Raw genomic sequence first — 22,024 nt, forward strand, 5'->3', positions numbered from 1 at the left:
CGTCACGGTCCAACGTCAGGTCATCGGCGAAACCCCGGTCGCCCGTGGCGTCCGGCACGTACTTCACGGTGACAACGATCCTCAAGCTCACGCCGGCTCTCCTACTGCAATCGTCTTTATCTGGGCGGCTGTCTTGCTGCCAGCTGTGCTGGCCACACGCCTAGCTGTACTGCTGCGGCTGAAAATGCCTACTCGCAGGCAGCATATGCGCCTTGTGCGGACTCTTCCGGTCGGGGCGGCCCGCGCTCCGATCAAAAGGTTACTCGCCAGTACACCCAGGTTATGCCCACTAAGCAAGCGCTTTGAACTGTGACCTTGCCAACGGTGCGTAACCGCTCCGTGCAGGAACTTTCAGTCCCGCAGCCCGTTGAAGCGGCCCTGGTGGTACAGCAGCGGGCGACCGGCGCCCGCCGGGTCGCCGCAGACCGCCTCCGCGAGCACGATCTGGTGGTCCCCCGCGGGCACCCGCGCGATGACCCTGCAGACGAGCCAGGCGAGCACGCCGTCGAGGATCGGCACCCCTTCGGGGCCGTCGAACCAGCGGGTGGGCGCGCCGAAGCGGTCGGCGCCGCTCTTCGCGAAAGTCGCCGCGAGTTCGGCCTGGTGCTCGCCGAGTATGTGCACGCCGACATGCTCCGCCTCGGCGACGGTCGGCCAGCTCGACGAGCCGATGCCGATGCCGAACGAGATGACCGGGGGCGTCGCGGAGACGGAGGCGAGGGAGGTGGCGGTGAAGCCGACGGGGGGCGCACCGGGCGCCGTGACCACCGCCACACCGGCCGCGTGCTGACGGAAGACGGAGCGGAACAGTTCGGGGGTCGCTGCCTGGGCGGTGCGCAGGTCGGGCGTGGCCGTCATGGAGTTGTCCTTCTGGCAGGAGGGTTCGAGCAAGGGGCCGTGGCTGCGTCAGACGCGCGGACAGCGGGCGCTCGAACAGCGAGCCAGGTCCACGTGGACCCGCTCGACGAGAAGGAGTTCCGAAGGCATAAGGTCACTCTGACGATACGTGGCGCATGCAGTCAAGTGCGTTCCGTCATCTGGGAGATGCGTCACGCGTCACACCCGCCCAGCCCACACCGGCGCGCCTCAGACCGCTTCGCCCAGCGCCGCGATGACGTCCGCCTTGCGCGGCTGACCCGCCGCCCGGCGCACCTCGCGCCCGCGCGCGTCCAGGACGAGCACGGTCGGGGTCTTGAGCACGCCCGCGTCCCGTACGAGATCGAGGCGGGCCTCCGCATCGATCTCCACGTGGGACACGCCCGGGACCATCGCGGCGACCTCGTCGAGGACCCGGCGGGTGGCCCGGCAGGGGGCGCAGAACGCGCTGGAGAACTGCACGAGCGTCGCCCGCTCCCCCAGCTCCTCGCCCAACTGCGCGGCGTCCCACGTCTGTTCGCCGACCGTCACCCTGCTCCTCCTTCGTTCCGCCGCCTCCAGTGCAGCGATTTCCGGCCGTTCGCATATTCCCGGCACGTGACAAGGATCTCTTACGGTGCTGGAACCAGGACTGGCCACCCGGCCGTTGATGGGGCACGATCTGCGCAAGCCGGAAAACCTACGGCCGCGTAACTTACTGAAGGGCCAACCCCCTCCATGGCAGAGCTCGTCTACCCTCCGGTCATCGGCGCCGCCCGCACGATGTTCAAGGCGCTCGACCTGAAGATCGACTGCAAGGGCTCGGAGAACATTCCGCGTACCGGCGGAGCGGTCCTGGTCAGCAATCACATCAGCTACCTGGACTTCATCTTCGACGGCCTGGCGGCCCTTCCACAGAAGCGTCTCGTCCGCTTCATGGCCAAGGAGTCGGTCTTCCGCCACAAGATCTCGGGTCCGCTGATGCGCGGCATGAAGCACATCCCGGTGGACCGCTCCCAGGGCGAGCACGCGTACCAGCACGCGCTGCGGTCGCTGCGCTCGGGCGAGATCATCGGCGTCTTCCCGGAGGCGACGATCTCGGAGTCCTTCACGCTCAAGAGCTTCAAGACGGGCGCCGTGCGCCTGGCCCAGGAGGCCGGGGTGCCGCTGATCCCGATGGCGCTGTGGGGCACGCAGCGGCTGTGGACCAAGGGCCGCCCGAAGAACTTCAAGCGGCAGCACATCCCGATCACGGTCCGCGTCGGTGAGGCCATGGAGGCACCGAGCGACCAGTACGCGGGAGCGATCACGCGCCGCCTGCGCACGCGCATGCAGGAGCTGCTCGAGGCCGCGCAGCGCGCCTACCCGGTGCGCCCCAAGGGCCCCGACGACACGTGGTGGATGCCGGCACACCTCGGCGGCACCGCCCCGACCCCGGAAGAGGTCAAGGCCGCCGAGGCCGGCTGAGGCCCTCAGGTCACATCGGGAGCGCGTCCGGAAGGTGCTCCCACAAGTACGGACGGTCCGGCGCGCCGCGCAGCGCGTCGAGCACCGCCGGATGCGGCGCGTCGTGGAGCGCCGGGTAGTCCACTTCCCCGGCCTCCGGGTCGGGCGTCCACGCCAGCCGCTCCCCGTCCAGGGCGAATTGGGCGTCGACGCCCGGCTTGTTGCCCCGGCAGTCCTGTCGGTGCCACGCGCCGCGCAGCCGGACGGCCACCAGGCCGTGCACGCACCAGCTCGTCCCCGCGTCGTGCGTCAGCCGCTGGTAGCAGAGCGCCGTCGGAATGTCCTCGACGCGCAGCAGCGCCGCCAGCGCGTGCGCCTTCGCGTGGCAGATTCCGGTGCCCTTCTCCAGGACGTCCGACGCCCGCCAGGTGACGCGCGGGTCTCCGCTGTCGGCGGAGTGCGGAATCTCGTCACGTACGAACTCGTAGGCCGCCCGGGCGTATGCATATGTGTCGGCGACATCGCGCGCGAGGCGCGCCGCCGTCTCGCGTACGAGCGGGTGGTGATGGTCGACGGCGTCGTCGGCCGCCAAGTAGGCGGACAGATCGGGGTTCTGCTGGATCAGCTCCATGCCTCGGGAGCATAGAAATGCGGCCGACCGTAAGTCAATACATTTACGGTCGGCCGCATATCTATGCGATGCCGGCGGCTAGCGCGCCATCTCCTCCTTGAGGGCCGCCACGAAGGAGTCGACGTCCTCCTCGCGCGTGTCGAAGGAGCACATCCAGCGCACGTCGCCGGCCGCCTCGTCCCAGAAGTAGAAGCGGTACTTCTTCATGAGGCGCTCGGATACGTCGTGCGGGAGGCGGGCGAAGACGCCGTTGGCCTGCACCGGGTAGAGGATCTCGACGCCGTCGACGGCGCGGGCGCCCTCGGCGAGGCGCTGGGCCATCTCGTTCGCGTGCCGGGCGTTGCGCAGCCACAGGTCCTTGGCGAACAGCGCCTCCAACTGCACCGACAGGAAGCGCATCTTGGAGTGCAGCTGCATCGACAGCTTGCGCAGGTGCTTCATGTGGCGCACCGCGTCCTGGTTGAGGACGACGACGGCCTCGCCGAACAGCGCGCCGTTCTTGGTGCCGCCGAGCGACAGGATGTCGACGCCGACCGCGTTCGTGAACGTCCGCATCGGGACGTCGAGGGACGCGGCGGCGTTGGATATCCGGGAGCCGTCGAGGTGTACGACCATGTCGCGCTCGTGGGCGTGCACGCAGATCGCGCGGATCTCGTCGGGCGTGTAGAGCGTGCCGAGTTCGGTGGACTGCGTGATCGAGACGACCTGCGGCATCGCCCGGTGCTCGTCGTCCCAGCCGTAGGCCTGCTGGTCGATCAGCTCGGGGGTGAGCTTGCCGTCCGGGGTCGGCACGGTGAGCAGCTTCAGACCGCCCATCCGCTCGGGGGCGCCGCCCTCGTCCACGTGGATGTGCGCGGAATCGGCGCAGATCACCGCGCCCCAGCGGTCGGTGACCGCCTGGAGCGCGACGACGTTGGCCCCCGTGCCGTTGAACACCGGGAACGCCTCGGCGGTGGGGCCGAAGTGGCTGCGGATGATCTGCTGGAGATGGTCCGTGTACTCGTCCCCGCCGTACGCGACCTGGTGCCCGCCGTTGGCGAGGGCGAGCGCCGCCATCACCTCGGGGTGGCCCCCCGCGTAGTTGTCGCTGGCGAAGCCCCTGGTGTCGGGGTCGTGACGCCGGTGGGCATCGGTCTTCGCAGGGTTCACGGCTTCTCGGTCAGCCACAGACGGGTCCCGTTCAGTTCGGCGGCGGGCCGCTCCCAGACGCCGGTGATGGCCTCGGCCAGCTCCGTGACGTCCGTGAAGCCCGCGAACTTCGCGTTGGGGCGTTCGGCGCGCATCGCGTCGTGCACCAGCGCCTTGACCACCAGGATCGCAGCCGCCTGCTGCGGGCCCGCCTCGCCCCCCGCCTTGCGGAAGGAGTCGCCCAGCGCGAGCGTCCACGCCTCGGCCGCGGCCTTGGAGGCGGCGTACGCGGCGTTGCCCGCGGTCGGCTTGGAGGCGCCCGCGGCGCTGATCAGCAGGTAGCGGCCGCGGTCGCTGCGGGACAGCCCCTCGTAGAACGCGAGCGAGGTGTGCTGCACCGTGCGGATCAGGAGCTTTTCGAGCAGGTCCCAGTCGGCGAGGTCGGTGTCGGCGAAGGTGGCGCCGCCGCGCCAGCCGCCCACCAGGTGCACGAGACCGTCGACCCGCCCGAAGTCCTTCTCGATGCGGCCCGCCCAGTCGCGGGTGGCGTGCAGGTCGAGCAGGTCGACGTTGTCGCCGATGACGGTGGCGCCGCCGTGCGCGTAGCGCGCCTCGTCGACCGCCGCCACCAGGCGCTCCGCGTCGGCGTCCGCCCCGATGACGGTGGCGCCGGCCTCCGCGAGCCGCTTGAGGGTGGCCTTTCCGGCCGGTCCTGCGGCTCCGGCGACCGCGATCACCGCACCGTCCAGCGTGTCCCTGGTCCCGTTGGTGTCGGTCATGTCCGTCGCCTCCTGCTGCTGTTCGCCGTGGCTCACGCGGCCACCCGCTCGGTGCTCTCCGCGGTGATCCCCTTCGTGGAGGCGATCACCTTCTTCAGCTTCTTCGAAAGCGCCTCATAAAACATGCTGAGCGGAAACTCGTCGGGAAGCACCTCGTCCACGAGTTTGCGCGGCGGCAGCGACGTGTCCAGGGCGTCCGGGCCCTTGGCCCAGGTGGAGCCCGGGTGCGGGGACAGGTACGTCGACACCAGGTCGTACGCGGCGAACCAGTGCACCAGCTTCGGGCGGTCGATGCCGTCCCGGTACAGCTGCTCGATCTCGCCGCACAGCTGGTTGGTGACCTCGGGGGCGCGCTGCCAGTCGATGTGCAGCTTGTTGTCCGTCCAGCGCACCACGTCGTGCTTGTGCAGGTACGCGAAGAGGAGCTGCCCGCCCAGGCCGTCGTAGTTCTTGACGCGGTCGCCGGTGACCGGGAAGCGGAACATCCGGTCGAAGAGCACGGCGTACTGCACGTCGCGCGCCTGCGGGACGCCGTCGGCCTCCAGCTTCACGGCCTCCTTGAAGGCGGTGAGGTCGCAGCGCAGCTCCTCGAGGCCGTACATCCAGAACGGCTGGCGCTGCTTGATCATGAACGGGTCGAAGGGCAGGTCGCCGTGGCTGTGCGTGCGGTCGTGGACCATGTCCCACAGCACGAACGCCTGCTGGCAGCGCTCCTGGTCCGCGACCATCTCCTCGATGTCCTTGGGCAGTTCGACACCGAGGATGTCGACGGCGGCCTCGGTGACGCGACGGAAGCGGGCCGCCTCGCGGTCGCAGAAGATGCCGCCCCAGGAGAAGCGCTCGGGCGCCTCGCGCACGGCGATCGTCTCCGGGAAGAGCACCGCCGAGTTCGTGTCGTACCCGGAGGTGAAGTCCTCGAAGGTGATGCCGCAGAACAGCGGGTTGTCGTAGCGGGTCGCCTCCAGCTCGGCGAGCCACTCCGGCCAGACCATCTTCAGCACGACGGCTTCCAGGTTCCGGTCCGGATTGCCGTTCTGCGTGTACATCGGGAAGACGACCAGGTGCTGGAGGCCGTCCCGGCGCTGGGCCGCGGGCTGGAAGGCGAGCAGCGAGTCAAGGAAGTCCGGGACCTCGAAGCCGCCGTCCGCCCAGCGGCGCAGGTCGTGCACGAGCGCCTCGTGGTACGCGGCGTCGTGCGGCAGCAGCGGGGCCAGCTCCTCGACCGCGGATATGACACGGCCCAGGATCCGCTCGGCGTCGGCCTTCGCCGGGGCGCCCTCGGCCTCGAAGTCGATCGACCCGTCCGCGCTCTGCAGGGGCCTGAACTCCTCCACGGCGTCCTTGAGCAACGGCCAGGCCGGGTGTTCCACCACCCTGGGTCCGACCACCTGGACCGGAGAATCCGTCCCCTCCGCGCCAGCCTGCACAAGAATTTCCGTCATGTCCCAACCTCCACGGGAGAACCTCGCGTAAGGACACCGTAGACACGCGAGGTTCCCGACCACAAGGGGGACCCCGGGAAATTATCCTGCGCCACCCCCTAGATCACCGCTGTTTTTCCTGTGGCGGGCGGTGGCCGCAATCGCCTCCACCGCACCCGCCAGGGCCTGCCGGGAGTCCTCCAGAAGCTCGGGGAACCCGAAGAATCCGTGGAACATCCCCGGGAAGTGGCCCTCCGTGACCGCGACGCCCGCGTCCCGAAGCGCCTTCCCGTACGCGCGCCCCTCGTCGCACAGCGGGTCGCAGCCGGCGGTGACGATGTGCGCGGCGGGCAGCCCGGCGAGGTCCTCGGCGAGCAGCGGCGATACGTGGGGGTGGGCGGGGTCGCCGTCCGCGCCCAGGTACTGCTCGCGGAACCAGCCGCAGTGGGCGGCGGTGAGGAAGTAGCCCTCGGCGTTGGCGTCGAAGGAGCCGGACTTCTGGCGGGCGTCGGTGGCGGGGTAGACGAGGACCTGGTGCGCGATGGCGGGGCCGTCCTCGTCGCGGGCGATCTGGGCGACGACGGCGGCGAGGTTCCCGCCCGCGCTGTCGCCCGCCACGGTCAGCGCCCCCGGGTCGGCCCCCAGTTCGGACGCGTGGTCGGCGACCCAGCACACGGCGGCGTACGCGTCCTCGACGGCGGCGGGGAACGGGGCCTCGGGCGCGAGCCGGTAGTCGACCGACACGACGACGGCTCCCGCGTCCCGGCACAGGGCGCGGGCGGTGTGGTCGTGGCTGTCGAGGTCGCAGATGACCCAGCCGCCGCCGTGGAAGAAGACGACGACGGGGCGGGGGCCGGGCGCGGCGTCCGGCTCCGGCAGGTACACGCGCACCGGTATCGCGGGCGCACCCGGCGGCCCGGGTATCTCGCGGTCCTCGACGGCCCCCACCACGGGCGCGGGGAACGGCGAATCGGGCGCCGCGGCGAGAATCCTGCGGGCCTCAACGGCATCGGTGACGGCGCCGCCGAGGTCGGGGAACGCGGCGGTGATGGCATCGACGAGGGGCCGGGCCTCGGGGGCGAGGCGGTCGACCGGGTCGGGGGTCATGGGCGGCTCCTGGGTCGGTGTGACGGTGCAGAACGGCGGACGGATCCCTGCCCAGCGGCGGGCATCACGCACCGCCGTCGCCGCGGAAGTGCGGGATCACCTTCTCGCCCCACTGCCGCAGCGTCTCCATGCACGCCTCCTGCGGCACCGTGCCCATCTGGACGAGGCACATGATCTCGTCGGCGCCCGCGTCACGGAGCCGCTCGACGTACGCGATGGCGTCGTCGGCGGTGCCGTACGCGTGGTCGGCGTTGAAGGTGGCCGTGGCGGTGGGGCGGACGGGGATGTGGTGCTCGTGGAGGCGGGCGACGACCTGTTCGGCGGCCCGGCGCATCTCCTCCGCCTCGTCCGCGCCCTCCACGACGGCCTCGTCGGGGATGCCCGCGCCGCCGTACCAGTGGCCGATGGACTGCGCGAAGAAGCGCTGGCCGCGGATGCCGATGCTGCGGGCCGTCTCCCGGTCGTCGAGCACGATGGTCGGGCACAGGACCGAGAAGTGATCATTGACGACGGACGAGACGAGCCGCTCGGGGGTGCGCGCCGCGAGCGCCGCGTCGTAGGCGCCGCGCATGTCGGCGATCGCCTCCGGGCCCGCGAACCCCATCACCAGCGCGCCGACGCCGAGCTCGGCGGCCTGGCGCAGCGTCTCCGTGCGGCTGCACGCGAGGAAGAGCGGCGGGTGCGGGGTCTGGGCCGGCCGCGGCAGGATCGGATGCGGGTCGATGTCGAGGAGCGGGCCGTGATGCTCCAACTCGTCCTTCTCCCACGCCTTCCCGATGATCCGCAGCGCCTCCTCGACCTCCTGCGTGGTCCGCTCCTTGTCGACCCCGCACAGCGACGTCTCCTGCGTGGTGCCACCGCGCCCCGCCCCGAGGTCGAGCCGCCCGCCGGACAACAGATCGAGCATCGCGGCACGCTCGGCCACGCGCGCGGGGTGGTTGAAGTTGAACGGCATGCACACGACGCCGTGCCCGACCCGGATCCGGGACGTGCGCGCCGCGACCCAGGTCAGAAAGATCTCCGGCGCCGACATGTGCGCGTACCACTTGAGCGAGTGATGCTCGACCGCCCAGACCCGGTCGAACCCCATCTCCTCGGCGAACACGGCCTGTTCGACGCTGTCCCGCAGCAGTTGGTGCTCCCGCTCGACGGTGGGGTCGGCGAGCTGGGCCTCGAAGATGACGGAGAACTTCACGGTTCCCTCCCGGGGGCTGGACTGGGGCCATATGACTAATAGCTATATGACGAGTCGTCAGAGATGGGAAGGGGCACGACGCTCCGCACCGGCGGTCCGGGCACGCTCTACGCTTCCCCGGTAACCCCCTAGCCCCAGGAGTCACCCGTGTTCGACCCCGCCCCTGCCCCCTCGTACCCGTACACCGAGACCCCCGAGCCGCACCCCCTGCTCGCGCCCGTTCTCGGGCTGATCGGGAGCTGGCACGGGCGGGGGCGGGGTGAATACCCCACCCTGGACGGCAATTTCACGTACGCGCAGGAGGTCACGTTCAGCCATGACGGCAGGCCCTTTCTGCGCTACGAAGCGCGGGCCTGGCTGATCGACGGCGAGGACGCTGCCGTGCGGCCCGCCGCGCGGGAGAGCGGGTGGTGGCGGGTGCAGCCGGAGGGGCGGGTCGAGGCGCTGATCACGCAGCCCACCGGGGTCGCGGAGGTCATGGTGGGGCAGGTCGCCGACGGGACCGTTGAACTCGCCACGGACACCGTCGCCATGACCCCGACCGCCAAGCAGGTCGACGCCACCGGGCGCCGCTACACGCTCACCGATGACGGCACCCTGACGTTCAGCCACGACATGGCCGCCGTCGGGCAGCCGCTCCAGCACCACCTCTCCGCGCGGCTGCGTCGCATGGAGGTCTTGCGCCCGTGACCTGAAGCTGGCTTCAATGCGGAGCCATGCCGACCACGCAGCTGCCGCCGACCGCCTGGGCCGTGCTCGGGCTGCTGTCCTTCCCGCCCGGCGAGCGGACCGGGTACGAGCTGAAGAAGTGGGCGGACGCGTCGCTGCGCTTCTTCTACGGCTCCCCCGCGTTCAGCCAGATCTACGCCGAACTGCGCAGACTCGAAGGGCTCGGCTACGCCACGTCCAGGCGCTCAGGCCCTGAGGAGCCGCGCACCAAGCGCACGTACGCCATCACGCGCGCGGGCCGGGACGCGCTCGCCGCGTGGGCGGACGGCGACCGGGACACGGCCGCCGTGTCGCTGCGGCACCCGGTGCTGCTGCGCGTGTGGCTCGGCCATCTCGCCGATCCGGAGCGGCTGCGCACGCTCGTCGAGGAACATGTGGCGCGCACCGAGGGCGAGTTGAAGGAGGTGCGGGACGCGGCGGCGCGGGCCCAGGGCGTGGAGGCGTGGGCGCACCCGCAGATCGCGCTGCGCTGGAGCGAGCGGCACCTGGCGGCCGAAGTCGAGCTCGCTCGGGGCATGTTGGCGGACCTGGCCGCGCTGCCCGCCTCCCCCGAAGTCAACGCCGGCGGGGACGCGCCCACCACCGGGTGAGCGGGCTCGCGCCGCGGGTGACCCTCCCGGTATGACGGGCCGTACCCCCTGCCCGTACCGCCCGGAGGCGCATCCGCCATGAGTACCCGTGCCGTCCTCGTCGCCGCCGTGATCACTGGACTGATCCTCGGGGTGGTGGGCACCAGAACCCACGACTCCGGTCCTTCTCGCAGGCACGGTTCCCTCGCGTGGACGGCCCGTTAGTGTACGAGTCTGTCGCGTCCGCGCGGCAGCACCGAGCGCCAGTCGACGGAGGCGAGACGACCTTGAACTTCCTCACCATCGGGCATCGCGGAGCCATGGGTGTCGAACCCGAGAACACCCTGCGGTCCTTCGTCGCCGCCGAGCGCGGGGGCCTCGACATCATCGAACTGGACCTGCATCTGAGCAAGGACGGCGCGCTCGTCGTCATGCACGACGCCGACGTCGACCGGACCACGGACGGCCACGGGCCGATCGCCGAGAAGACCCTCGCCGAGATCCGCGGCCTCGACGCGGGACGCGGAGAGCGCGTACCCGTCTTCGAGGAGGTGGTCGACGCGGTCGGCACTCCGCTGCAGGCCGAGATCAAGGACACGGCGGCGGCGCGGGCGCTCGCCGATGTGATGCTGCGCCGCGATCTGGTGCACCGGGTCGAGGTGATCTCGTTCCACGACGAGGCGATCGCCGAGATCGCCCGGCTGGTGCCCGGCGTGCGCACGGCGCTGGTCGCCAGCCGCTACGGCACGGGCGTCGTCGAGCGGGCCGTCACCGCGGGCGCCACCACGTTGGTGCTGAACATCCGGCGCCTCACGCAGGAGATCGTCGAGCACGCCCGCAAGGCCGACCTGCGGATCATCGGCTGGGTCGTGAACACCCAGGACGATCTGCGGCTCGTGCGGGCGCTCGGCCTCGACGGCGCGACGACGGACTACCCGGAGATCAAGCGGACGGGCCGCTTCACGGCGTGACTGGGCGTGAAGAACCGCGTGACTAGTCGTCGAGCGGCTTGACGAGCAGTTCGAACTTCAGGTCGTCGCGCTGCGGGATGCCGAAGCGCTCGTCGCCGTACGGGAACGGGGTGAACCGTCCCGTACGGCGGTAGCCGCGCCGCTCGTACCAGGCGATGAGGTCCTCGCGGGCGTCGATCACCGTCATGTGCATCTCGCTGACGCCCCACGTCTCGCGCGCCCTGCGCTCGGCCTCCGCGATGATCGTCTTGCCGAGCCCCGCGCCCTGCTGGGTGGGGCTGACCGCGAACATGCCGAAGTAGGCGTGGTCGCCGCGGTGCTCCAGCTGGCAGCAGGCGACGACCGTCCCGTCCCGCTCCACCGTGAGCAGCCGGCTGTCGGGGGCCTCGATGACGTCCAGCACGCCCTGCGGGTCGGTCCGCTGCCCCTCCAGAATGTCCGCCTCCGTGGTCCAGCCGGCCCGGCTGGAGTCCCCTCGGTAGGCCGACTCGACGAGCGCGACGAGTACGTCGACGTCCTCGGGTTCGGCGTCACGGAAGGCGAGGTCGACGATGGTCATGGGGCGGTCTCCGACTTCTCGGGCGGCTGACGTACGGGGGCGCCGTCGAGGTTAACGCGACCGCACTACGCTGCGTCGGCATGGTTCACGTACTGAGCAGCAGGGTCCTGATCCGGCCGACCGATCCCGAGCGGTCGCGCGCGTTCTACGGGGAGGCGTTGGGCCTCGCGGTCTACCGGGAGTTCGGCACCGGGCCCGAGCGGGGCACCGTGTACTTCCTGGGCGGCGGGTTCCTGGAGGTGGCGGGGCGCTCCGCGGAGCCCCCGGTGCCGAGCCTCAAGCTGTGGATGCAGGTGGCGGACGTGCACGCGGCGCACGACGAGCTGGCCGAGCGCGGCGTCACCGTGACGCGGGAGCCGGTCAAGGAGCCGTGGGGCCTCGTCGAAATGTGGATCACGGACCCGGACGGCCACGAGATCGTCCTCGTCGAGGTGCCGCAGGAGCATCCGATCCGGTATCGGCCGGGAATCTGAGCCGCCCCGGGCACCCTCCTCGCTCGAACGGCCTATGCCCGGCGCCCTGCGTACGCGGTCGTTCGGGTGCGGTGGGGCGCGGGCCCGGGTGTCCCGTAAGGTCCCCGGTTCGCGTGCGGGGGACCGGCCGGGGACGGAGGATGGCGTGAGTTCGGGATTCGGGCGTGCCGAATCCGGATACGCAGGGATCGACGACGCACCACAGGTCCCACGCAGCCCACCCCAGGAGAGATCCGACATGACCACTCCGCGGAACACCAGCGCTTCCCGTTCGTCGTCCGTCCCCCGGATCCTGATCATCGGCGCGGGATTCGCCGGGATGGAGTGCGCGCACAAGCTGGAGAAGGAGCTCAAGCCCGGAGAGGCGGTGCTGCGGCTCATCAGCCCCACCGCGCACCAGCTGTATCTGCCCCTGCTGCCGCACGTGGCCTCCGGCGTGCTCACCCCGCAGTCCGTGGCGGTGCCGCTGCGCCGGATGCTGCGGCGCACCCAGATCGTGCCGGGCGGCGCGATCGGCGTGGACCCGCAGGCGAAGGCCGTCGTCGTACGGAAGATAAACGGCGAGGTCAGTGTCGAGCGCTACGACTACCTGGTGCTCACGCCGGGCAGCGTGACGCGCCAGTTCGACATCCCGGGCCTGGACAAGTACGCGGTCGGCGTGAAGACGCTCGCGGAGGCGGCCTGGATCCGCGACCACGTGATCACGCAGCTGGACCTGGCGGCGGCCAGCTCCGACCCGGCCGAGCGCGAGGCGCGGCTGCAGTTCGTGGTCGTCGGCGGCGGCTACGCGGGCACGGAGACGGCCGCGTATCTGCAGCGCCTGACGACCGCGGCGGTCAAGCGCTATCCGGGGCTCGACCCGAAGCTCATCAAGTGGCACCTCGTCGATGTCGCGCCCAAGCTCATGCCGGAACTGGGCGAGCGGCTCGGCGACAAGGCGATGGACATCCTGGAGCGGCGCGGACTGCACGTCTCGCTCGGGGTGTCGGTGGCGAGCGTCACCGAGGACACGGTCACGCTCACCGACGGGCGCGAGCTGCCCTGCCACACGCTGATCTGGACGGCCGGCGTCGCGCCCAGCCCGCTGGTGGCGACCCTAGGCGCCGAGACCAACCGCGGCCGGCTCGTGGTCACGCCCGAGCTGACCGTGCCCGGCCTCGACGGCGTCTTCGCGCTCGGCGACGCGGCGGCCGTGCCCGACCTCGTCAAGGGCGGCGACGCGATGTGCCCGCCGACCGCGCAGCACGCGATGCGGCAGGGCTGGGCGGCGGCCCGCAACATCCTCGCCTCGGTACGCGGCACCGCGCTGGCGCCCTACCGCCACAAGGACCTCGGCCTCGTCGTCGACCTGGGCGGCATCCAGGCCGTGTCGAAGCCCCTGGGCATCCAACTGACGGGCCTGCCCGCCCAGGTCGTGGCACGCGGCTACCACATCGGCGCACTGCGCACCCTGACCGCGCGCTTCCGCACGGCGGCCAACTGGACCCTCAACGCGGTGGCGGGCGACGACTTCGTCCGCACCGGCTTCCAACGCCATCGCCCCGCGACCCTCCGGGACTTCGAGATGACCGACGCGTACCTCTCCCCCGAGGAACTCCACGAGGTGGTGACGTCACGGGTGGATGGCAGGTCGATGTCCCCGGAGAAGCCACACCTTCCGATCACCTGACATCACCGGGGCACGCGACCCCGCCTCCGTTGTCTTGTGGGCAGCCCCCATCCCGGGGCTGCCCACCTTCCTCCCGGAGCATTGAGTAACTGGCCGTCGGAGTAAAGGACTTGCTGGCAGCACCCCACCCTTTCGAGTGCTGATCCCGAAGCCAGGGGCGGCCATCAGGACCGAGCCAGGGTTCACGCAACCAGCACATTCTCCAGAACTCCCCCTCTGACCTGGGCAGTTGACGGCCCGGCGACGCGCAATCGGGAGCCCCAAGATCACGTAGACTCCCCGCTCGCCCGGTTCGGGCGATCAGGAAATGGCATGGGGGAGATCGATGACGGGGTATTCCGTCGAGCCAGAAGTGCTGCGTTCCGCAGCCAAGAAGATCCGCGACGCGGTGAACGAAGCGGACAAGATCCATCTCGACAAAATTGCCGAGGACACACCCGACTTCGGCCATTCCGCCGCCGAGGTGGCATTCGACGAACTGATGGCCACGTGGCACCAGGCGTTGACCAAGACCCTCAAGGACGACGGTGAGGGATCGGCCGACAAACTGGCCGACACAGCACTCCAATACGAACGCCAAGAGCAGCTCGTCCACGGATCGTTCGCGCCCCAGCGCGGGCCGGTTGTTCTGTGACGGCCAAACTGGGCGAGAGCAGCGACCCGAAGGACCTCGTTCCCGGTGACCCGTCCCAGCTGTACGGATCCGCTGGACAACTGACCAAGAGAGCCAGTGCCGTTGAGGCCATCGGCGACGGTCTGCACTCCGTGCGCACGCCGGGCTGGAACGGTGACGCAAGCGACGCCTTCTGGGACGACTTCTCGCCGCAGAAGAGCAAGTGGTACCGCGGTGCCGACTCGTTGCGGAGGGCCTCTGCCGCACTTCAGGACTACGCCGGCGTGCTCGAGTGGGGTCAGGAGCAGGCCGCGGAGGCCGTGGACCTGTACGACGCCGGTGACGAGATCGGCGCCGAGGACAAACTCGAGTCGGCGCGCAGCCAGGTCGAGTCGGCGGGCGACACGGCGAAGAAGCGGTTCGAGAAGGTCGGCGGTTCGGACTCCGACGCTCCTGCTTGGCTGTACTGGGCGGCGCAGGACGCGCAGTCCCAGGCCGGGGAGTCCGCGCTGTCGTTCTGGGAGTCGAAGCAGTTCGGCGCCAATCCATGGCGACTGCCTGGCCAGGCCGAGCCTCCCGAGGGCGAGGAGGACAAGAGGGGCAAGTACTACAGGGGCTGGGGCAACAACCAGGACCAGCAGGCCACCGAGGAACGGCGCGACAAGGCCCTCGGGCTCAGCGCGGACCTCGGGTCGGTCTCCGGCGACGCGAAGGTGTGGGGCGCGGAGACTTCGGGACACGGCAGCGCGCTCGGCGGAGACGTGTCCGGACGGGCGAGCTTCGACACACTCGGTGTGGAGGGCAGCGCCGGGGCCGGGATCGAGGACAACAGGCTTCAGGCTCAGGCGTCCGCGAAAGCGTACTTGGCACAGGGTTCCGCCGAGGGCAAGTACGAGGCCGGCGTGTTCGAAACGTCCGGCAAGGCCACGGGATACGTGGGCGGCGAGGCGAACGCCGCCATGTCCGTCGGCAAGGACGGCGCCCACGCCGGCGGCGAGGCATTCGCCGGGGCCAAGGCGACGGCAGAGGGACATGCCTCCGTCGCGGGTGTCGGCGTCGGTGGCAGCGCCGAGGGCTGGGCTGGAATCGGAGCCGAGGCACACGCCGACGCCGGTATGAAGGACGGCAAGCTGGTCATCGGAGCCGACGTCGGCGCGGCGCTCGGTGTCGGCGGGCATCTCGGCGGACAGGTCGAGATCGACCCCGGCAAGGTGGCCGACACCCTGGGAGACGCCGGGAGTGCCGCCAAGGACTGGACCGGGGACGCCAAGGACTGGACCGCGGACAAGTTCGAGGCGGTCGGTTCCGTCTTCGGATGAGTCGCCGGTGCGTGTCCGTTCTCCACATCGTCACCGGCTTCGGCCATCACCATCGCGAACTGCTACGAATTGTGCACGTGCACGTCAAGGAGTTGATTCACCATGCCGGAGACCCTTCCGGTACCGCTGACCTGTGAGGTCCCACCGGGCTGGCAGTCGGCCCCGCCCGAGGAGGTCGGGGCTCCGCACGCCGCGTTCGTCGCCCTCCATCTCGCCTCGCGGGGCTCGGGCTTCATCCCGAACATCACCATCACGGGCCGTCCCCGCGAGACCGCCGTCGACCTGCACGAACTCGCCGACGAGTCTCTGCAGCGGCTGCGGGACACGGTGGGCCCTGTCGAGCTCGTCAAGCGCACCGATGTAGGCCCCGGCTTCGCGCAGGGACTCGCGGGCGCGGCCGGCGTCGTCCAGAACGTGCGGGTCTACGCGCAGCAGGACAGCCATCCCGTGCAGTTGTGCCAGAGCCAGGTTCTGCTGCTCGTTGAGGACGTTCACCGGCCGGACCGCTATGCCGAGTTCGAGATCGCGCTGACGGCACGGGCCGACCAACTGGACGAGGTCCTGGACGACTTCCAGGACTTCCTCCACACCGTGCGCCCGGTGGGTCCCGGGGCGGAGTCAAGAACCGACACCGGCGGGACGCCGACGCCGGGCGATGGGGAGGTGTGACGTCGTGTTCGCCTTCATCATCATTTTGGCATTGTGGTTGATCTTCCTCGTCGTGACCTCGCTGTGGCAACGGTGGCGACGCAACCGAGAGTTGGGCAAGTACGCGGAGCTGACCTCGCGACTGGGGTGGCAGCTCGTCAAGGAGCCCTCGGACGGCGAAGCCGACCGGTTCCTGGGCGACGCGCCGTTTCCGGTCGGCTCCCGGAAGGGGGTGACCTTCACGGACTACTGCCACGGCCCCTACCGCGGGCGCGACGCGGCAGCAGTTGAGGGGTACGTCGTCTCCACCTCCATGCCCCACGGCGACATGGGTGACGGCTCCAGCGACGACAGCAGCAGCTCGACGTACGCCCTGTGGTCGGTTCAACTCCCGCACTCCGTCGGCTCGTTCATGGTGCAGCGCACCGGGATGCTGCGGCGGGCGTTCGGGGCAGAGGACGATGCCCGCATCGGGCACCCGGAGTTCGACGAGCGGTTCACCGTGCGAACGCTGCAGCCGTCCGTCGCCGCCGCCGCGTTGGACGGGCCGCTCGCCGAGTTCCTGCTCAATGATCCGCGGGCCGCGAAGTATCCTCTGCGGTTCACCGACACGGAGTTGATCAGCTGGGACAAGGACGAGCAGTCGCCACAAGAGATCGAGCCGGCACTGGAGTTCCTGAGCGACGTCGCCGATCTGGTGGCTGCTCGGCAGCCGGTCGGCGTCGGTGCCGCCGGGCCCGCGCAGGGCACGTCGGATGCCGGTGGCAGCGCCGCGCCCGCGGGCGGCGACGCGTCCGCCGCCGAGGAGCTGATCGCGCACGTGCGGCAGCAGATCGCGTACTACGGCGCCCCGTACCGGATCGAGGCCACGCAGTCGTGGTTCAACATCGTGCCGGAGCTGACCGATCCCCGCTGGCAGGGGTGCGACGAGGTGCGAGTGTGGCGCGTGACACCGGACGCGGACAAGCGCAGGATCAAGGTCTCCTACGACTGTCACCCGCTCGGCTCCGACGGCACCATGGGCCCCAGGTCCCGGAGCGGACAGGTCGAATGGAAGACCTTCGAGCGCGTGGCGAACGCCGGGGCCGCCGCCCTGGACCCGAGCCCGCACAACAAGGACTTCGGCGTCGCCGTCGTCGCGCAGGTCGGCGCCAAGGCGGGGTGGCGGGGGCCGCGCAACGACGCCTGGCTCGGGTACGTCCTGTTCGGCGTCATCGCCGTGGCCGTGCTCGGCGCGATCGCGGCCGGTCTTGCCGTGCTGCTGGGCGTGGCGCACTGACGGACCGGACCACGACGAAACGCTCGGCTGGGGTTTCCCAGCCGAGCGTTTTACGTGAGCGAGCCGCGCGCCCGGCTCACTCCCCCGCCGCGCGCAGCTCCTCGTACGCCTCCCGCGACAGCGGCTCCGCGTCCGGGCTGCCGAGGCGGTCCAGCGGGATGCGGTACGTCTCCGGGGACTTCCACGTCGCGATCGAGGCGACGACGGTGATGGCGAGGCAGAGCGTGCCGATGGTGAGCGGCACGTTCGAGGAGCCGGGCGGCGCCACCATCGTGAAGATCGTCGGCAGGAACGCGACGATCGCCAGGCCGATGTTCTGCGCCAGCGCGAACCCGGTGACCCGGCGGGCCGCCGGGAACAGCTCCTGGAAGAAGCAGGCGAACGTGGCGTTCCAGGACTGGTAGGCGACACCCCAGGAGAGGACCGCGAGGAGGAAGGTCAGCGGCACGTTGTTGGAGCTGACCGCCCACAGGTACGGGTAGCAGAGCAGGCCCGCCGCCAGCCCGCCCGCGATCATGATCGGGCGGCGCCCGAACCGGTCGGAGAGGTGGCCGAAGACCGGGACGACAAACATGCCGGCCACGTTCGCGGCGATCTGGATCCAGAGGTAGACGGTCGTGCTCATGCCGACGCCGTAGCCGGACTGCGTCGCGTAGGCGCCGCCGAACACGGAGACCGTGACGCCGATGACGTTGACGAGCGTCATGCACACCGCGCGCACGATCTCCCGCCAGTTCTCCCGGAACGCCTCGACGAGCGGCACCTTGTGCGCCTCGGGACCGGCCTCCTGCTGCTCCTCGAAGGTCTTCGTCTCCTCGACGCGCCGCCGGATCAGGAAGCCGGCGATGACCACCACGGCGCTGAGCACGAACGGAATGCGCCAGCCCCAGGACTTGAACGCCTCGTCGGACAGCAGCATCGACATGGGCAGGAAGATCGCGGCACCGAGGATCTGGCCCGCGACCGTTCCGTGCAGGGCGAAGCTCGCGAGGAAGCCGCGCCTGCCGTGCGGCGCGTGCTCGATGATCATCGCGCTGGCGCCGCTCAACTCCCCCGCCACGGCGAAGCCCTGCACGAGACGGACGAGGGTCAGCAGGATCGGCGCGATGATCCCGACCTGGCCGTACGTGGGCAGCAGCGCCACCACGAACGTGGAGACGCCCATCAGGAGCATGGCCAGGACGAGGACGTCCTTGCGGCCCTTCTTGTCCCCCCAGTGACCGAGCACGGCGGCGCCGATGGGACGTGCGACGTAGCCCACGGCGTAGGTGCCGAGCGACGCGAGCACGGCGATCGTCGCGTTGCCCTCGGGGAAGAAGATCCCGGGGAAGACGAGCGCCGCCGCCTGGGCGTAGATGAACCAGTCGTAGTACTCGAGGGCACTGCCGATCCAGCCGCTGGCCGCGGCCTTCCTCGACATCGCCCGCCCGGCGGCGGGCGCGTCCGCGGTACGCGACTCCTTTGACGCGGTCACGCTCATGGCTCTCCTTGATGTGATCAGTGCGATCAGGCCACAGCACCGAGCAGAAAGCGCTTGCACGGCAGACGGTCGTCACCGTTCTTGAAACGCTCCATTGATGGCGGCCTCGCGGCTCCGCGCTCGACGGCGACAGGCGGTCGACCTGCGGGCGGGTCCATACGAACCCGGGGCGTACGGCCCTGTCAATGGATTCCGGGGCTTTCCTCGTCGTGAGACGTGAAGAGACTGATACGTTTCAAAGTGGCGGTCACCCCCGACAACTCCCCCACCCGGGCCCCCTTGTCCGGACCCGCACCCCCCGCTTAGGGTCACGAGGAACGGAAAGCGCTTTCCACCCGTCAGCTCTCCGCGAGGAACCCGCATGCCAAGCCCCTCACGTCAGGGATCCCGTCTGCGTGCCGCCGTCGTCGGCACCGGCGCGATCGTCACCGGCAGCCATCTGCCCGCCCTCAGCTCCCTGCGCGACCGCGTCGAACTCGTCGCCGCCGTCGACGTGGACCAGGCCCGCCTCGACGGATTCCGCGCCCGGGCCGCCGAGGCCGGTTTCGCGGACGTCTCCGTGCACACCGAACTGACCGCGATGCTGGACGCGGCGCGGCCCGATCTCGTCCTCATCGGCACCCCGCCCGTCTTCCACCGCGAGCAGACCGTCGCGGCGCTCAAGTCCGGCGCCTGGGTGCTGTGCGAGAAGCCGCTCACCCTGTCCCTCGCCGAGTACGACGAGATCGCCGCCGCCGAGGAGGCCAGCGGCGCCTACGCGTCCGTCGTCTTCCAGCACCGCTACGGCTCGGGCGCCGTGCACGCCCGCTCGCTGCTCTCCGAGGGCACGCTCGGCCGCCCGCTCGTCGCCCACTGCCAGACGACCTGGTACCGCGACGCCGCCTACTACGAGGTGCCCTGGCGCGGAAAGTGGGCCAGCGAGGGCGGCGGCCCGGTCATGGGCCACGGCATCCACCAGTACGACCTGATGCTGCACCTGCTCGGCGAGTGGACCGAGATCCGGGCGATGGCGGCCCGCCTGGTGCACGACACGGAGAGCGAGGACGTGTCGACCGCGCTCGTCCGCTTCGAGAACGGCGCGCTCGCCACCGTCGTCAACTCCGTGCTCTCCCCCGACGAGACCAGCCGCATCCGCATCGACTGCGAGAAGGCCACGGTCGAGCTGACGCACTTGTACGGGCACGACAACGACAACTGGCGCTACACCCCGGCCCCCGGCAGCGAGCAGCCGCCCGCGCCCACCGCCGACGTACCCAGCTCGCACACCGCGCAGCTGACCGCGCTGCTCGACGCGTACGACGCCGGCACCCGCCCGCCCGGCAGCGGCCGAAGCGCCCGCGGCACGCTGGAGTTCGCCGCCGCGCTGTACAAGTCGGCGTTCACCGGTGCCACGGTCACGGCCGGGGAGATCGGCCCCGGCGACCCGTTCTACGCCGCCATGCACGGCGACCACCCGGATTGGAGCCCGCAGCAGTGAGCAGTGACGTCGGGAACACCCTTCAGGTCAACCACATCCACGGCGACCGCGTCGTGGTGCGCGCCGCCGCGACCGGCACGGATCTCTTCTCGTACGTCTACAAGCCGGACCCGGAGGCCTTCGAGGCACGCAAGCCGTACGTGCATCCGCTGCGCACCCTGTCCGGCAATCTGGTCTCGGGCTACCGGCCCAACGACCACCGCTGGCACAAGGGCCTCCAGATGACGGCGAGCCACCTCTCCGGGCAGAACTTCTGGGGCGGCAACTGCTACGTCCACGGCGAGGGTTATCTGCCGCTGCACGACCGCATCGGCTCGATGCGCCACGACGGCTTCGACGCCGTGGAGGTCGGTGGCGACGAGCTGTCCCTGTCCGAGCGCCTCACCTGGATCGAGAACGGCGGCGCCGAGTGGGCCCGCGAGCGGCGCGGGGTGCGGGTGCACGCGGTGGACGCGGAGTCCGGTTCGTACGCCGTCGACTGGTCGATCGAGCTGACGAACACCCGCGCCGACGGCGAGGCGCTGCGCTTCGGCTCGCCGACCACGGCGGGGCGCGAGATGGCCGGGTACACCGGGCTGCAGTGGCGCGGGCCGCGCGACTTCACGGGCGGCAAGGTCTTCGGGCCGCAAGGGGACGCCCCGGACAGCGAGTTGATGGGGACGCAAGGTCCGTGGCTGGCGTTCACCGGTGAGCACGACGACGTGGACGCCCACTCGACGCTCGTCTTCGAGCACGCTCCGGAGAACGTGGACGCGATCCACGCCTCGCACTGGTTCGTGCGCTCGGAGCCGATCCCGACGGTCGCGTTCTCCTGGGCGTTCTTCGAGGAGTTCGCGCTGCCTGCGGGCGAGACGTTCCGCTACCGGTACCGGATCGTGGTCGCCGACGGCGCCTGGGACAAGGAGCAGGTCGCGGGCCGCCTGAAGGAGCTGGCGTGGTGAGCCTGGACCGGCCGCTGCCCGGCGGGATCGGCCTGTCCCACATCTCCGCGTACGACTGGGAGGCGGCGGACGGTGTCTGCGGCGGCAGTCCGCATCTGCACCTGGTGTGCACGGAGGCGTACGTCGTGACGGGCGGGCGCGGCGCCGTGCAGACGCTGAGCCCGGACGGCTACCGGGACACGCCCCTGGAGGCCGGGTCGCTCGCGTGGTTCGAGCCGGGCACGGTGCACCGCATGGTGCAGGGCGAGGATCTGCGGATCACCGTCCTGATGCAGAACAGCGGGCTGCCGGAGGCGGGCGACGCGGTGTTCACGTTCCCGCCCGAGTATCTGGCCGACCCGGAGAAGTACGCGGCGGCGGCCGCGCTGCCCGGCCCGGCGGGCCCCGAGGCGGAGGCCGCCGCGCGCCGTCGCCGGGACCTCGCGGTCGAGGGCTATCTGCCGTTGCGCGAGGCGCTGGCGGCGGGCGACGCGGAGCCGCTGCGCGCGTTCCAGCGGGCGGCGGCGGAGCTGGTCCGCCCGCGTGTGGCCGCCTGGCGCGAGCTGTGGCGCACCGGGGCCCTGGCCGCAGCCGAGCGCACGGGCGCCCAGCTCGACGCCCTGGAGCGGGGCGACGCGGACGGCTACCTGGCCGCGTCGACGGCCCACACGGCGACGCCCACCCGCCACGGCGGCCTGGGCATGTGCGGGCGGCGCGAGGAGTACGGCGTCGAGGGGGCGACGGTGCCGCGCTGAG

The 22,024-nt window shown here is 70.7% G+C and carries 24 protein-coding genes and 1 pseudogene; 14 read left to right on the top strand and 11 right to left on the bottom strand.

Annotated elements, in window-relative coordinates:
- From ACZ7L4_RS37585 to ACZ7L4_RS37595, 3 genes and pseudogenes are all read right to left on the bottom strand, one after another.
- Positions 1-91 (bottom strand): annotated as a pseudogene (locus tag ACZ7L4_RS37585) (electron transfer flavoprotein subunit beta); the annotation flags it as partial.
- Positions 92-351: 260 nt separating this feature from the next.
- A complete protein-coding gene (locus tag ACZ7L4_RS37590) occupies positions 352-858 on the bottom strand; it encodes a flavin reductase family protein (protein WP_472109537.1) in 507 nt (168 codons plus the stop codon).
- Between the two features lie 228 nt (positions 859-1,086).
- On the bottom strand, positions 1,087-1,407 hold the full coding sequence (locus tag ACZ7L4_RS37595) for a TlpA family protein disulfide reductase (protein WP_472109538.1): 321 nt from the start codon (positions 1,405-1,407) through the stop codon (positions 1,087-1,089).
- 186 nt (positions 1,408-1,593) lie between these two features.
- Here ACZ7L4_RS37595 and ACZ7L4_RS37600 point away from each other — a divergent pair, with 186 nt between their 5' ends.
- Entirely contained in the window at positions 1,594-2,322 is a 729-nt protein-coding gene (locus ACZ7L4_RS37600) for a lysophospholipid acyltransferase family protein (protein WP_422479987.1), read from the top strand.
- A gap of 10 nt (positions 2,323-2,332) precedes the next feature.
- Here the strand turns inward: ACZ7L4_RS37600 and ACZ7L4_RS37605 are convergent, their stop codons facing one another.
- From ACZ7L4_RS37605 to ACZ7L4_RS37630, 6 genes are all read right to left on the bottom strand, one after another.
- On the bottom strand, positions 2,333-2,932 hold the full coding sequence (locus tag ACZ7L4_RS37605) for a transglutaminase domain-containing protein (RefSeq protein WP_472109539.1): 600 nt from the start codon (positions 2,930-2,932) through the stop codon (positions 2,333-2,335).
- 78 nt (positions 2,933-3,010) lie between these two features.
- Positions 3,011-4,081: a threonine aldolase family protein gene (locus ACZ7L4_RS37610; protein WP_472109540.1), complete on the bottom strand. Its 1,071-nt coding sequence runs from the start codon at positions 4,079-4,081 to the stop codon at positions 3,011-3,013.
- A complete protein-coding gene (locus tag ACZ7L4_RS37615) occupies positions 4,078-4,839 on the bottom strand; it encodes an SDR family NAD(P)-dependent oxidoreductase (RefSeq protein ID WP_327664762.1) in 762 nt (253 codons plus the stop codon). The genes ACZ7L4_RS37610 and ACZ7L4_RS37615 overlap by 4 nt, the downstream gene beginning before the upstream one ends.
- 32 nt (positions 4,840-4,871) lie before the next feature.
- Entirely contained in the window at positions 4,872-6,281 is a 1,410-nt protein-coding gene (locus ACZ7L4_RS37620; protein WP_472109541.1) for a DUF6421 family protein, read from the bottom strand.
- Between the two features lie 81 nt (positions 6,282-6,362).
- A complete protein-coding gene (locus ACZ7L4_RS37625) occupies positions 6,363-7,367 on the bottom strand; it encodes an alpha/beta hydrolase (protein WP_472109542.1) in 1,005 nt (334 codons plus the stop codon).
- 64 nt (positions 7,368-7,431) lie between these two features.
- Positions 7,432-8,562 (bottom strand): LLM class flavin-dependent oxidoreductase, encoded by a 1,131-nt coding sequence (locus ACZ7L4_RS37630; protein WP_472109543.1) that lies wholly within the window; start codon positions 8,560-8,562, stop codon positions 7,432-7,434.
- A 147-nt stretch (positions 8,563-8,709) separates the two neighbouring features.
- Between ACZ7L4_RS37630 and ACZ7L4_RS37635 the strand changes: the two genes are divergently transcribed.
- The 4 genes from ACZ7L4_RS37635 (at position 8,710) to ACZ7L4_RS37650 (ending at position 10,831) form a co-directional block, all read left to right on the top strand.
- Complete coding sequence (locus tag ACZ7L4_RS37635; protein WP_472109544.1) at positions 8,710-9,252, top strand: heme-binding beta-barrel domain-containing protein; 543 nt, start codon at positions 8,710-8,712, stop codon at positions 9,250-9,252.
- A gap of 26 nt (positions 9,253-9,278) precedes the next feature.
- A complete protein-coding gene (locus ACZ7L4_RS37640) occupies positions 9,279-9,881 on the top strand; it encodes a helix-turn-helix transcriptional regulator (protein ID WP_472109545.1) in 603 nt (200 codons plus the stop codon).
- Positions 9,882-9,959: 78 nt separating this feature from the next.
- Entirely contained in the window at positions 9,960-10,085 is a 126-nt protein-coding gene (locus ACZ7L4_RS37645) for a hypothetical protein (protein ID WP_450814659.1), read from the top strand.
- A gap of 62 nt (positions 10,086-10,147) precedes the next feature.
- Positions 10,148-10,831, top strand: a complete 684-nt coding sequence (locus ACZ7L4_RS37650) for a glycerophosphodiester phosphodiesterase (protein ID WP_399238825.1) — start codon at positions 10,148-10,150, stop codon at positions 10,829-10,831.
- Between the two features lie 22 nt (positions 10,832-10,853).
- On the opposite strand, the gene ACZ7L4_RS37655 is transcribed toward ACZ7L4_RS37650, so the two are convergent.
- Positions 10,854-11,390: a GNAT family N-acetyltransferase gene (locus tag ACZ7L4_RS37655; protein ID WP_472109546.1), complete on the bottom strand. Its 537-nt coding sequence runs from the start codon at positions 11,388-11,390 to the stop codon at positions 10,854-10,856.
- An 80-nt stretch (positions 11,391-11,470) separates the two neighbouring features.
- On the opposite strand from ACZ7L4_RS37655, the gene ACZ7L4_RS37660 reads away from it, so the two are divergent.
- The 6 genes from ACZ7L4_RS37660 to ACZ7L4_RS37685 all read left to right on the top strand — a co-directional run bounded on the left by ACZ7L4_RS37660 (position 11,471) and on the right by ACZ7L4_RS37685 (position 17,391).
- Complete coding sequence (locus ACZ7L4_RS37660) at positions 11,471-11,863, top strand: VOC family protein (RefSeq protein ID WP_472109547.1); 393 nt, start codon at positions 11,471-11,473, stop codon at positions 11,861-11,863.
- Positions 11,864-12,101: 238 nt separating this feature from the next.
- Positions 12,102-13,532: an NAD(P)/FAD-dependent oxidoreductase gene (locus tag ACZ7L4_RS37665; RefSeq protein WP_472109548.1), complete on the top strand. Its 1,431-nt coding sequence runs from the start codon at positions 12,102-12,104 to the stop codon at positions 13,530-13,532.
- Between the two features lie 325 nt (positions 13,533-13,857).
- Complete coding sequence (locus tag ACZ7L4_RS37670) at positions 13,858-14,166, top strand: WXG100 family type VII secretion target (RefSeq protein WP_472109549.1); 309 nt, start codon at positions 13,858-13,860, stop codon at positions 14,164-14,166.
- Positions 14,163-15,464 (top strand): putative T7SS-secreted protein, encoded by a 1,302-nt coding sequence (locus ACZ7L4_RS37675; protein ID WP_472109550.1) that lies wholly within the window; start codon positions 14,163-14,165, stop codon positions 15,462-15,464. Before ACZ7L4_RS37670 ends, ACZ7L4_RS37675 begins: the two co-directional genes overlap by 4 nt.
- Positions 15,465-15,566: 102 nt before the next feature.
- Entirely contained in the window at positions 15,567-16,133 is a 567-nt protein-coding gene (locus ACZ7L4_RS37680; RefSeq protein WP_472109551.1) for a hypothetical protein, read from the top strand.
- A 4-nt stretch (positions 16,134-16,137) separates the two neighbouring features.
- Positions 16,138-17,391 carry a hypothetical protein gene (locus tag ACZ7L4_RS37685; protein ID WP_472109552.1) on the top strand — a complete coding sequence of 418 codons (1,254 nt, stop codon included), beginning with the start codon at positions 16,138-16,140 and terminating at the stop codon, positions 17,389-17,391.
- A 76-nt stretch (positions 17,392-17,467) separates the two neighbouring features.
- On the opposite strand, the gene ACZ7L4_RS37690 is transcribed toward ACZ7L4_RS37685, so the two are convergent.
- Entirely contained in the window at positions 17,468-18,865 is a 1,398-nt protein-coding gene (locus ACZ7L4_RS37690; protein ID WP_472109553.1) for an MFS transporter, read from the bottom strand.
- 367 nt (positions 18,866-19,232) lie between these two features.
- Here ACZ7L4_RS37690 and ACZ7L4_RS37695 point away from each other — a divergent pair, with 367 nt between their 5' ends.
- The 3 genes from ACZ7L4_RS37695 to ACZ7L4_RS37705 are packed head-to-tail and all read left to right on the top strand — an operon-like array spanning position 19,233 to position 22,023.
- Complete coding sequence (locus ACZ7L4_RS37695; protein ID WP_472109554.1) at positions 19,233-20,348, top strand: Gfo/Idh/MocA family protein; 1,116 nt, start codon at positions 19,233-19,235, stop codon at positions 20,346-20,348.
- Positions 20,345-21,289 (top strand): DUF6807 domain-containing protein, encoded by a 945-nt coding sequence (locus tag ACZ7L4_RS37700; protein WP_472109555.1) that lies wholly within the window; start codon positions 20,345-20,347, stop codon positions 21,287-21,289. Before ACZ7L4_RS37695 ends, ACZ7L4_RS37700 begins: the two co-directional genes overlap by 4 nt.
- The gene (locus tag ACZ7L4_RS37705; RefSeq protein WP_472109556.1) at positions 21,283-22,023 is read left to right on the top strand and encodes a cupin domain-containing protein; all 741 of its coding nucleotides are present in this window, start codon (positions 21,283-21,285) and stop codon (positions 22,021-22,023) included. The genes ACZ7L4_RS37700 and ACZ7L4_RS37705 overlap by 7 nt, the downstream gene beginning before the upstream one ends.
- Position 22,024: the final 1 nt, after the last annotated feature.

The sequence above is a fragment of the Streptomyces sp. NPDC107575 genome (assembly GCF_055657265.1).